Here is a 12,402-nt window from a genome sequence, read left to right on the forward strand (position 1 = left end):
TTCCATCGACGACGACGGAGGGGATGCGACGATGCATTCGATCAGCAGGAGACAGGCTCTGGGGGTGGGGGCCGCCGCCGCGGGCACGCTGGCCCTCGCGTCCTGCTCGGCACCGGGCGGGAGGCTGGTCAACTCCGACCCGCCGATCCCCGCGGCCGCGCCGGGCGAGAAGGTCACGCTCACGTACTGGGCGTGGCTGAAGGACCTGCAGGAGGTCGCGGACGTCTGGAACGCGCAGAACCCCGACATCCAGGTCGAGGCAGTCTGGATCCCCGGCGGCAACCAGGGCGGCTACAACAAGATGTACTCGGCCATCACCGCGGGCGGCGGCCCCGACATCGGGCAGGTCGAGCTCCGCCAGCTCCCCGAGTTCCTGCTCGCCAACGGCCTGGTCGACCTCACCCGCTACGGCGTCGAGCAGTACCGCGACCGCTACGACGAGGCGCTGTGGAAGCAGGTCAGCTTCCAGGACGGCGTCTTCGGGATCCCGCAGGACTCCGGCCCCATGGCCTTCTACTACCAGCCGGAGCTCCTCGACCAGGTGGGCGGCCAGCCGCCCGCGACCTGGGAGGACTGGGCCGCGCTCAGCGCCGAGGTGCGGAAGACCGGCGCCGGCAACTACCTCGACTGCTTCCCCGTCTCCGACGCCTCCGTGTTCACCTCGTACGCCACGCAGGCCGGGGCGAACTGGTTCCGGATCGACGGCGAGCGCTGGGTCGTCGACATGCTCGACGAGCGCACCATGGAGGTCGCCGCGTTCTTCGACACAGCCATCGACGACGACGTGGTCAACACGAGCTTCACGGCCTACTCGCCGCCCTGGTACGCGGCCGCGGCCGACGGGAAGATCTTCGGCGCCACGAGCGCGAGCTGGGGCGACGCCCTCATCCAGTCGGTCTCCGGCGGCGAGGGCAAGTGGCGCGTGGCGCCCATGCAGACGTGGTCCTTCGACGGGGCGTACGGGTCGAGCTACCTCGGCGGATCCACCGCGGCCGTGCTCGCGAACAGCAAGCACCCCGTGGAGGCGCTCAAGTTCATGACCTGGATGACGACCTCCCCCGAGGGCATCGACGCGATGATCGCGAACTCCGGCATCGGCTGGTCGCCCTCGCCGGACTACATCGGCGCCGACCGGCAGCAGCCGAGCGCGTTCTTCGGCGGCCAGGCCTACAACGAGGAGGTCTTCGTCCCCGCGGCGAAGGACCAGAACCTCGACTGGACCTGGTGCCCGCTCACGCAGTACACCCTCAACACGCTGCAGGACGAGTTCCGCCGCAAGCTCACGAGCGGCCAGACCCTCGTCGAGTCGCTGCCCCTCGCGCAGGAGGCCGTGATCGAGGCCTTCCGCGACAAGGGCCTCACGGTCGAGGCGGCGTCCGCATGAGCGTCGAGACGCGGCCGTCCGCCGGCGAGCGCTCCGGCGCCCGCCCGGCCCGCGCACCCCGCACGGGTGCCGCCTCGGGCCAGCTCAAGCGGTCGCAGACCATCGCGCCGTGGGTGCTGCTCGCCCCGTTCCTCGCGGTCTTCCTGCTGACGTTCCTGCTGCCGATCGTCTACGCGGTGTTCCAGTCGTTCACCACCGTCGAGCGCGAGGGGCTGTTCGGGGAGAAGGGCGTGACCACCGCGTTCGCCGGCTTCGAGAACTACGCGCTCGCGCTCGGGAACAGCGCCTTCACGGCGTCCATCGGCCGGGTGCTGCTGTTCGGCATCGTGCAGGTGCCCGTGATGATCATCCTCTGCACGATCCTCGCGCTCCTGCTCGAGTCGGCGTCGGCGAAGTGGCCCCAGTTCTTCCGCGCGGCGTACTTCATGCCGTACGGCGTGCCGGGCGTCATCGCGACGATCCTCTGGGGCTTCCTCTACATCCCCGGCCTGTCGCCGATCATCGACATCGGCGAGATGCTCGGCGTCCAGCTCGACTTCCTCGGCGCAGGCACCGTGCTGTGGTCCATCGCGAACATCGTGACCTGGACCTACACGGGCTACAACATGCTCATCATCATCGCCCAGCTGAAGTCGATCCCCGGCGACGTGTACGAGGCCGCGCGCATCGACGGCGCGGGCGCGTGGCGCACCGCCATGTCGATCCAGCTGCCGCTCATCCGGCCGGCGCTCGTGCTCGCGAGCGTGTTCTCGATCATCGGCACGCTCCAGCTCTTCGCGGAGCCGCAGGTGCTCGCCGTCTCGGCGCCGGCGATCGACTCGCAGTACACGCCGAACCTGTCGGCCTACACCACGGCGTTCGCGTACAACGACTACGGCGTGGCCGCGGCGCAGGCGGTCATCATCGCCCTCGCCGCGTTCGTGCTGTCGTTCGCGTTCCTGGGGCTCACCAACCGCAAGCCCAAGGAGGAGCGGGAAGCCGCCGCCCGGAAGAAGAAGGAGGCGCGCGCATGACCGCCACGGAGATCCGACCGACCACGGGCGACGCCGCCGGGGAGAAGGCGGAGCGGAAGCGCCTCGCGCAGGCCGCCGAGGCGAAGGTGAGCCGCCCCTCCAAGGCCGGGCGGACGACGGCGGGGGCGGGCGCGAAGCCGGCGACCCGGATCCTCGTCACGGCGATCCTCGCGCTCGTCGCGCTGTACTTCCTCGTCCCCGTCTACTACATCGTGGTCGCGGCCACGAAGACGACGGCCGACCTGTTCAGCACCAACGGGTTCCTGTTCGCGAACATGAACCTCTGGCAGAACCTCACGATGGTGTTCACGTACGACGACGGCATCTTCGTGCGCTGGTTCCTGAACTCGGTGCTCTACGCGGGGGTGGGCGCGCTCATCGCGACGTACTTCGCGGCCGCCGGCGGGTACGCGCTCGCGAAGTACCGGTTCCGGGGGTCGAACATCGTGTTCGGCACCATCCTCGGCGGCGTGCTCGTGCCCGGCACCGCCACCGCGCTGCCGCTGTTCCTCCTGTTCAGCAGCATGGGGATCGCGAACACGTACTGGTCGGTGCTCATCCCGTCGCTCGTGTCGCCGTTCGGCCTGTTCCTCTGCCGGATCTACGCGCAGGCGTCGGTGGAGGACGCGGTGATCGAGTCGGGGCGGATCGACGGGGCGAGCGAGCTGCGGATCTTCCACACGCTCGCGCTGCGCTCCATGACGCCCGCGCTCGTGACGGTGTTCCTCTTCCAGCTCGTCGGCATCTGGAACAACTACTTCCTGCCGCTGATCATGCTGGCCGACGACAAGCTCTACCCGATCACGCTCGGCCTCAACAACTGGCGGAGCCAGGTCGACCGGCTGCCGGAGTTCTACCAGCTCACCACCGGAGGGGTGCTCGTCTCGATCATCCCGCTCATCGCCGCGATGATCGTGCTGCAGCGGTTCTGGCGGGGCGGCCTGACGGACGGGGCGGTCAAGGGCTGATCCGCCCGCGCACGGATCCCGGACGGCCGGGCAGGGCGACCTGCCCGGCCGTCCGCGCATTCGGCGCGGCGCCCCCCGACCCACGATGATGGATGCGCGGCACGTCGCCGCCCCCGCCCACGCGCAAGGAAGCCCATGACGCACGCCCTCCCCTACTTCGAGGACTTCGCCCCCACGACGGGCCCGGCCCGCCGTCCCCGTTCCTGCCTGCACTCCGACGCCCCGCGCATCGTGCTGAACGGCGACTGGCGTTTCCGCCTCACCCCCACGCCCCGCGGCCTCTCCGACGAGATGGCCGACCCGGCGTTCGACGACTCCGGCTGGGACGAGATCCCCGTGCCGAGCCACTGGGTGCTCGGCCAGGACGGCCGGTTCGGCCTCCCCGCCTACACGAACGTGCAGTACCCGTTCCCCGTCGAGCCGCCCTTCGTGCCGGACGAGAACCCCACGGGCGACTACCGCGTCGAGATCGACGTGCCCACCGACTGGCAGTCGCTCGAGCGCGTCGTGCTCCGCTTCGAGGGCGTCGAGTCCGCCTTCAAGGTGTGGCTGAACGGCCACGCGGTCGGCACCGCGATGGGCTCGCGCCTCTCGCACGAGTTCGACGTGACGCCGTGGCTCGAGCCCGGCACCAACGTGCTCGCCGTGCGCGTGCACCAGTGGTCGATCGGCAGCTACCTCGAGGACCAGGACCAGTGGTGGATGCCCGGCATCTTCCGCGACGTCACCCTCCTCGGCCGCCCCGAGGGCGGCATCGACGACGCGTGGACCCGCGCCGAGTACGACCACGAGACGGGCGCGGGCACCGTGCACGTCGAGGTCGACGCGGAGCCCGCCGCCTTCCCCGTCACGTTCGAGGTGGAGGACCTCGGGATCCACGTCACCTGGGACACGCCCGCCGACGTCGCACCCGTCCACGTCGCGCACGTCGAGCCGTGGAGCGCCGAGAGCCCCACGCAGTACCAGGGCTTCCTCCGCACCAACGTCGAGGCGCTGTCCGTCCGGCTCGGCTTCCGCACCGTGCGCATCGAGGGCGACCGGTTCCTCGTCAACGGCCGCCGCGTCGTCTTCCACGGCGTCAACCGCCACGAGGCCCACCCCGAGCGCGGCCGCGTCTTCGACGAGGAGCACGCGCGCGCCGACATGCTGCTGATGAAGCAGCACAACGTCAACGCGATCCGCACCAGCCACTACCCGCCGCACCCCCGCGTCCTCGACCTCGCTGACGAGCTCGGCTTCTGGGTCATCGACGAGTGCGACCTCGAGACGCACGGCTTCGAGTTCGGCGGCTGGGTCGGCAACCCCAGCGACGACCCGCGCTTCGCCGACCACTACCTCGACCGCATCGAGCGCACCGTCGAGCGCGACAAGAACCACCCCTCGATCGTCATGTGGTCCCTCGGCAACGAGGCGGGCACGGGCCGCAACCTCGCCGCCATGTCGGCGTGGGTGCACCGCCGCGACCCGGGCCGCCCCGTGCACTACGAGGGCGACTACACGGGCGAGTACACCGACGTCTACTCGCGCATGTACTCGAACCTGCAGGAGACCGAGTCCATCGGCAGCGACGTGATCCCGGGCGACCTGCTCGGCTGCTCGCCCGCCGAGGGCATGCGCCAGCGCACCAAGCCCTTCATCCTGTGCGAGTACGTGCACGCGATGGGCAACGGCCCCGGCCAGATCGGCGAGTACGAGGACCTCGTGCTGCGGTACCCGCGCCTCCACGGCGGCTTCGTGTGGGAGTGGCGCGACCACGGCATCCTCACCGAGACCGCGGACGGCGAGGCGTTCTACGCCTACGGCGGCGACTTCGGCGAGGTCGTGCACGACGGCAACTTCGTGATGGACGGCATGGTCCTCCCCGACGACACCCCCACGCCCGGCCTCGCCGAGTACAAGGCCGTCGTGCAGCCGATCGCGTTCCGGCTCGAGCGCGACGGCGGATCCGCGTCCCTCGTCGTCGAGAGCCGCTACCACTCGGTCTCCACCGCGCACGCGAGCCTCGTCTGGGTGCTCGCGGTCGACGGCGACGACATCGCGACCGGCGTCCTCGACGCCGAGCCCGTCGCGGCCGGCGCCACCGTGCGGATCCCGCTGCCCGCCGATGCGCTCGACGCGGGCGACCTCGCGGGCGACGGCACCGCGGGCCCCGCGCCCGAGGTGTGGCTCACGGTGCAGGCCATCCTCCGCGACGACGAGCCGTGGGCCGAAGCCGGCCACGTGGTCGCCGTCGAGCAGTTCGACCTGACGCCCGCGGCCCGTCCCGCCGTGCCGGCCCGCTGGGTCGACGCCGACGAGGACGTGCTGCCCGACGCCGGTGCCACGCGCCTCACCCTCGGCGACGGCGAGTTCAACCTCGCCACCGGCCGCCTCGTGCGGCTCGGCGGCCTCGAGGTCGACGGCCCGCGCCTCGAGCTCTGGCGCGCCCCCACCGACAACGACCGCAGCGACAGCAGCGGCTCCTACGAGCTGGCGGATCCGCGCCTCACCTTCGGGAAGGGCGTCCCCGGCCCGTCGAGCGAGGCGCGGTGGCGCGGCGCGGGCCTCGACCGGCTGACCCACCGGGTCCGCTCGGTGCAGGTCGGCTCCGGCACGCTCACGGTCGTCGTGCGCACGAGCGCGGCGCAGTCCTTCGACTCGGTCGACACGACGTACTGCTGGACCGAGGGCGCCGACGGCGACCTGGACCTGCGCGTCGACATCGTGCCGAGCGCCGGCTGGGCGATCACGTGGCCGCGCGTCGGGATCCGCATCGACCTCCCCGCGAGCGTCACCAACGCGGAGTGGTTCGGCACCGGGCCCTTCGAGTCGTACCCCGACTCGCGCCGCGCCGCGCTCGTCGGACGGTTCTCCTCGCTCGTCGACGACCTGGGCGCCGTGTACTCGCGGCCGCAGGAGACGGGCCACCGGAGCGACCTGCGCGAGCTCGAGCTCGGCACCTTCGACGGCGAGCAGGGCATCGTGATCGCGGCCCGCCCCGACACCGCGGGCCGCCGCCCCGGCTTCACGGCCTCGCGGCACACGCCGCAGGAGCTCGACCGCGCGGCGCACCCGCACGAGCTGCCCGCGAGCGAGGCGGTGCACCTCTACATCGACGCCGCGCAGCACGGGCTCGGCTCGCGCGCGTGCGGCCTCGACGTGCTGCCCGAGCACCAGCTCTGGCCGTCCGCGAGGACGCTCGAGCTCACCATCCGCAGCCGCTGACGACCGCGGCGGCGGACCTCCCGGGGTCCGCCGCCGCATCCGACGCGGCCCGGCCGCACGACACGCTCGCCCTCCGGCCGGAGGGCGGGCAAGCTGGAGACGACGGCGTCCGACGGCGGGCGCGAGGAGGACCAATGACCGACACCATCGAGCAGGGCACCGCGGGCACCAACTGGGCCGGCAACTACGCGTACACGGCCCGGACGGTCCACGCGCCGACGACCGTCGAGGAGCTGCGCGCCATCGTGCGCGACGCGCCCCGCATCCGCGTGCTCGGATCGCGCCACTCGTTCAACGACATCGCCGACTCGGACGTGCTGGTCTCGCTCGCCGAGCTGCCCGCCGACCTCGTGGTCGACCGCGACGCGAGCACCGTCACGTTCTCGGCCGGCCTCGCCTACGGGAAGCTCGCGGAGCTGCTCGGCGAGGAGGGCCTCGCGATCCACAACCTCGCGTCGCTGCCGCACATCTCGGTCGCGGGCGCGATCGCCACGGCGACCCACGGATCCGGCATCGGCAACGGCAACCTCGGCACCGCCGTCGCGGCCCTCGAGCTGATCACGGCCGACGGCGAGACCGTCACGTACCGCCGCGGCGACGACGACTTCGACGGCGTCGTGGTGGGCCTCGGCGCGCTCGGCGTGGTCACGCGCGTGACCCTCGACGTCGAGCCCTCGTACCTCGTGCGCCAGCGCGTCTTCGAGGGCCTCAGCTGGGACGCGTTCGACGCGAACCTCGAGGACGTCTTCGGCGGCGCCTACAGCGTCAGCGTCTTCACGCGCTTCGGCGAGACCACCGACCAGGTGTGGCTGAAGAGCCGCGTGCAGCTCGACGTCGACGGCCAGCCCGAGGACGAGGTCGTCATGGAGGACTACTTCGGCGCTCCCGCCGCCACCGAGGAGCGCCACCCGATCCTCGGCATCGATCCGGTGAACAGCACCTCGCAGCTCGGGGTCGTCGGCCTCTGGTCCGACCGCCTCTCGCACTTCAAGATGGGCTTCACGCCGAGCGACGGCGAGGAGATCCAGTCGGAGTTCCACGTCCCGCTCGACCGCGCCGTCGAGGCCGTGCAGGCGCTGCGCGCGATGGGCGACCGGATCCGCCCGATCCTCCTCGTCTGCGAGCTGCGCGCCGTCGCCGAGGACCGGCTGTGGCTGAGCCCGCAGCACGGCCAGGCGACCATCGGCCTGCACTTCACGTGGAAGCGCGACCAGGCGGCCGTCGAGGCGCTGCTCGTGGAGCTGGAGGCGGCCATCCGCCCGTTCGGCGCGCGACCGCACTGGGGCAAGGTCTTCACCGCGACCGCGGCCGACATCGCGCCGCTCTACCCGCGCTCGGGTGACTTCCTCGCCCTGGCGGAGCGCCTGGACCCGACGCACAAGTTCCGGAACGCGTGGTTCGAGCGCTCGCTCCTCGGCTGATCGCCATCCCGCTCTGATCGGCACCTGGCCCGGGATCCCCGCGGCCGGAGGCATGTCCTCCGGCCGGGGGGATCCCGGGTCGGCGTCGTGTTCGGCGCGTAGGGTGAGCAGCATGGCGCCCGAGACCTCCTCCTACGTACCTGCCCCCGGGCGGATCACGATGTTCTCCACCACCTGGTGCGGCTACTGCCGCCGGCTGAAGTCGCAGCTCGATCGGGCCGGCATCGGCTACGACGAGGTGGACATCGAGCAGGTGCCCGGCACCGCCGAGCTGGTCGAGGCCATCAACGGCGGCAACCAGACCGTCCCCACGGTCCTCTTCCCCGACGGCTCGTCCGCCACCAACCCGTCGCTCGCCGACGTGACCGCGAAGGTGGCCTGAGCCATGCAGCACCACGACCTCAGCGAGATCCCCGACTTCCTCGCCGCCTGGATGCGCGAGCAGCGCTGGTTCGCCTCGAAGGGCACCGAGCCCCGCCTCGAGCGCATCGGCGGCTGGAGCTTCAGCGACGAGGGCTGGTTCGCCCGCATCGAGACGCACCTGATCATCGACCACGGCAGCGCGAAGCCCGTCCTGTACCAGGTGCCGCTCACCTATCGGCAGGCGCCGCTGGAGGAGCTGAAGCCCTTCCACATCGGCACCACGGTCGAGGACGACGGCGTCGAGCTGCACGTCTACGACGGCCCGCACGACCCCGCGTACGCGTGGGCGCTCATCCGCACGATCCTCGACGACCGCGAGGCCGACGTCGACGAGACCTCGCTCGGCGCGACCGCCCGCGGCCAGCGCCAGCCGGGCGTGGAGATCGCGACCGTCGTCGGATCCCACGTGCTCTCGGGCGAGCAGTCGAACACGTCGATCATCTACGACATGGTCTCGGCCGACGGCCAGGCCATCAACCCGATGATCGTCAAGGTCTTCCGCGCGCTGCACCACGGCGAGAACCCCGACGTCGTGCTCCAGTCCGCCATCGCGGGCGCCGGATCCCGGCTCGTGCCGCAGACCATGGGCAGCGTGCTGGCCCAGTGGAGCGACTCCGGCCGCGAGGAGGGACGCGCCGTCGGGCACGTCGCCTTCGCGCAGGAGTTCCTGCCCGGCGTCACCGACGCGTGGCGCGTCGCGCTCCGCGCCGCCGAGGCCGACGAGGACTTCCAGGCGCAGGCTCGCGCGCTCGGCGAGGCGACCGCCGACGTGCACGCCACGCTCGCCGCCGCGCTGCCCACCGTCGAGGCGACCCCCGAGGTCATCGAGGGCATCATGGTCAGCTTCCGCCGCCGACACGCGACGGCCGAGCGCGAGGTCCCCGAGATCGCCGCCTTCCACGACGCCATCGCGAGCGTGTACGACGCCGCCGAGAAGGGCGAGTGGCCGAAGCTGCAGCGCATCCACGGCGACTACCACCTCGGCCAGGTGCTCTCGGTGCCGAACCGCGGCTGGGTCCTCCTCGACTTCGAGGGCGAGCCGCTCCGGCCCATGCACGAGCGCTCGCTGCCCGACGTCACGCTCCGCGACGTCGCGGGCATGCTCCGCTCGTTCGACTACGTCGCCGGCTCCTACGCGCTCGCGCACCCCGGCAAGTCCGCCGCCGCGTGGGCGTCCGCCGCCCGCCGCGCGTTCGTCGACGGCTACATCGCCCGCTCCGGCACCGACCTCCGCGCGAACCGGGCCCTGCTCGACGCGTTCGAGATCGACAAGGCCGTGTACGAGGCGATCTACGAGGTCCGCAACCGTCCCGGCTGGCTGTCGATCCCGCTGCAGGCCGTCGCGCGCCTCGCGACCCGCTCGAGCACGCTCGGCGCGGCGACCACGCCGGGCGCGACGGGACCGCGCGAGGCGGGGCCGATCAGCTCCTGATCCGCGAGGACGGCCGGGGGCCGGTCGTCGCCCGTCGGTAGGCTGGCGGGATGACCGACCCCGCCATCCCGGCCGTCTCCTCCCCCGCATCCGAGTCCTCCTCCACCCCGCCCGTCGCGGATCAGCGCCCCGTCGAGCGCACGTTCCACGGCGACACGTTCGTCGACCGGTACGAGTGGCTGCGCGACAAGGACGACGCCGACGTCATCGCGTACCTCGAGGCCGAGAACGCGTACACGGACGGCAGGACCGCGCACCTGGAGCCGCTGCGCGAGGCGATCTTCACGGAGATCAAGGACCGCACGCAGGAGACCGACCTCTCGGTCCCCGTCCGCGAGGGCGACTGGTGGTACTACGCCCGCACGGTCGAGGGGTCGCAGTACGCGATCCGCTGCCGCCGTCCCGTCGCCGGCCCCGACGACTGGACCCCGCCCGCGATCGAGCCCGCGGCCGACGGCGCCGCCGTCCCCGGCGAGCAGGTGCTCCTCGACTCCAACGTCGAGGCCGACGGCCACGAGTTCTTCTCGCTCGGCGCGTTCGAGGTCAGCCCCGACGGATCGCTCCTCGCGTACTCGACCGACGTCGAGGGCGACGAGCGCTTCACGCTGCGGATCCGCGACCTCGCCACGGGCGAGGACCTCGCCGACGAGATCCCCGGCACGAGCCACGGCGCCACCTTCTCGGCGCACGGCGACCACCTCTTCTACGTGACGGTCGACGACGCCTGGCGCCCCGACACCGTGTGGCGCCACCGCGTCGGCACGCCCGCCGCGCAGGACGTCAAGGTGTTCACCGAGCCCGACGAGAGCTACTTCGTGGGCTTCGGCATGACCCGCAGCCGCCAGTACCTCGTGATCGAGGTGGGCTCGAAGATCACGACCGAGGTGCTCCTGCTCGACGCCGGCGATGCCACGGGCGCGTTCCGCCCCGTCTGGCCGCGCCGCCACGGCGTGGAGTACGACGTCGACCACGCGGTCATCGACGGCAGCGACCGGCTCCTCATCCTGCACAACGACGGCGCCACCAACTTCGAGCTCATCGACGTGCCCGCCGACGACCCCACTTCCACCACCGACCGCCAGGTCGTCATCCCCCACGACGACGAGGTGCGCCTCGAGGACGCCAGCGCGTTCGCCGACCACCTCGTCATCTCCTACCGCCGCGAGGGCCTCACCCGGGTCGGCGTGATCCCCTTCGACCGCGTCCTCGACGGCGGGCAGCTGCACGAGATCGCGTTCGACGAGCCGATCTACACGGTCGGCACGGCGGGCAACCCCGAGTTCGCGCAGCCCACCGTGCGCCTCGGGTACACGAGCCTCGCGACACCGGCCACCACCTACGACTACGTGCTCGCCACCCGCGAGCTCCGCCTCCTCAAGCAGCAGCCCGTGCGCGGCGGCTACGACCCGGACGACTACGTGCAGACCCGCGAGTGGGCGACCGCGGAGGACGGCACCGAGATCCCGCTGTCGGTGGTCTACAAGCGCGGCCTCGTGCACCCCGGCACGCCCGCACCGCTCCTGCTGTACGGCTACGGCTCGTACGAGGCGAGCATCGACCCGTCGTTCTCCATCGCGCGGCTGTCGCTGCTCGACCGGGGCATGGCGTTCGTCATCGCGCACGTGCGCGGCGGCGGCGAGATGGGCCGCCGCTGGTACGACGAGGGCAAGACGCTCACGAAGCGCAACACCTTCACCGACTTCGTGGCGGCGGCCGACCACCTCATCGCGCGCGGGTGGACGAGCCCCGACCGCCTCGTCGCCGAGGGCCGGAGCGCCGGCGGGCTGCTGATGGGCGCGGTCGCGAACATCGCGCCCGACCGCTTCGCGGGGATCCTCGCGGGCGTGCCGTTCGTGGACGCGCTCACGAGCATCCTCGACCCGTCGCTGCCGCTCACCGTGATCGAGTGGGACGAGTGGGGCGACCCGCTGCACGACGCCGAGGTCTACGCGTACATGAAGTCGTACACGCCGTACGAGAACGTGCGCGAGGGCGTGGAGTACCCGCGGATCCTCGCGGTCACGAGCCTCAACGACACCCGCGTCCTCTACGTCGAGCCCGCCAAGTGGACCGCCCGCCTCCGCGAGGTCGGCGCCCCCGTGCTGCTGCGCACCGAGATGCAGGCCGGCCACGGCGGCAAGTCGGGCCGCTACGACGCGTGGCGCGAGCGCGCCTCCGACTACGCGTGGGTGCTCGACGTGGCGGGGCTCGCCTGAGGCGGGTCTCCGCGATGCCGTCATCGCGATCCTCGGGTGTGACCTCCGCCGTGATCCCCGCCGTGCTCATCGCCGCCGGCATGACGGCAGCGGTGACGGCGGGCCTCGGCTACCTCACCCGCTTCTCGATGTTCGACGCCCTCTACGGGGAGATCGACACGTCGCTGTACCTGCGGATCACGGCCATGACGTCGGTGGAGATGACGGCGATCCTGCTCGGCCTCGCCTCCGCCCTGATCGGCCTCGTCGTCGCGGTCACGCGGGCCGTCGGCCTACGCCGTCCGCGAGCGCGTCAGGCCAGACGCGGAGGCGACCGCCGGGAGTAGGTGCGCTCGCCCGCT

The 12,402-nt window shown here is 71.9% G+C and carries 9 protein-coding genes; all 9 read left to right on the top strand.

The annotated features are described in order from the left end of the window. The first annotated feature begins 31 nt into the window (after positions 1-31). Positions 32-1,384, top strand: coding sequence for an ABC transporter substrate-binding protein (locus H9X71_RS10595; RefSeq protein WP_191147059.1), 1,353 nt, complete (start codon positions 32-34; stop codon positions 1,382-1,384). Then, on the top strand, positions 1,381-2,397 hold the full coding sequence (locus H9X71_RS10600; protein ID WP_191147060.1) for a carbohydrate ABC transporter permease: 1,017 nt from the start codon (positions 1,381-1,383) through the stop codon (positions 2,395-2,397). The genes H9X71_RS10595 and H9X71_RS10600 overlap by 4 nt, the downstream gene beginning before the upstream one ends. Beyond that, a complete protein-coding gene (locus H9X71_RS10605) occupies positions 2,394-3,365 on the top strand; it encodes a carbohydrate ABC transporter permease (RefSeq protein WP_191147061.1) in 972 nt (323 codons plus the stop codon). Before H9X71_RS10600 ends, H9X71_RS10605 begins: the two co-directional genes overlap by 4 nt. A gap of 135 nt (positions 3,366-3,500) precedes the next feature. After that, the gene (locus H9X71_RS10610) at positions 3,501-6,569 is read left to right on the top strand and encodes a glycoside hydrolase family 2 TIM barrel-domain containing protein (protein WP_191147062.1); all 3,069 of its coding nucleotides are present in this window, start codon (positions 3,501-3,503) and stop codon (positions 6,567-6,569) included. A 134-nt stretch (positions 6,570-6,703) separates the two neighbouring features. Beyond that, on the top strand, positions 6,704-7,990 hold the full coding sequence (locus tag H9X71_RS10615; RefSeq protein ID WP_191147063.1) for a D-arabinono-1,4-lactone oxidase: 1,287 nt from the start codon (positions 6,704-6,706) through the stop codon (positions 7,988-7,990). A 112-nt stretch (positions 7,991-8,102) separates the two neighbouring features. After that, a complete protein-coding gene (locus H9X71_RS10620) occupies positions 8,103-8,372 on the top strand; it encodes a mycoredoxin (protein ID WP_043582728.1) in 270 nt (89 codons plus the stop codon). 3 nt (positions 8,373-8,375) lie between these two features. After that, positions 8,376-9,845, top strand: coding sequence for a maltokinase N-terminal cap-like domain-containing protein (locus H9X71_RS10625; RefSeq protein WP_191147064.1), 1,470 nt, complete (start codon positions 8,376-8,378; stop codon positions 9,843-9,845). Between the two features lie 50 nt (positions 9,846-9,895). Then, positions 9,896-12,061 (top strand): S9 family peptidase, encoded by a 2,166-nt coding sequence (locus tag H9X71_RS10630; protein ID WP_191147065.1) that lies wholly within the window; start codon positions 9,896-9,898, stop codon positions 12,059-12,061. Positions 12,062-12,099: 38 nt separating this feature from the next. Beyond that, complete coding sequence (locus H9X71_RS10635) at positions 12,100-12,387, top strand: hypothetical protein (RefSeq protein ID WP_191147066.1); 288 nt, start codon at positions 12,100-12,102, stop codon at positions 12,385-12,387. Positions 12,388-12,402: the final 15 nt, after the last annotated feature.

It is taken from the genome of Clavibacter zhangzhiyongii (genome assembly GCF_014775655.1).
GTDB classification, from domain to species: Bacteria; Actinomycetota; Actinomycetes; order Actinomycetales; family Microbacteriaceae; genus Clavibacter; species Clavibacter zhangzhiyongii.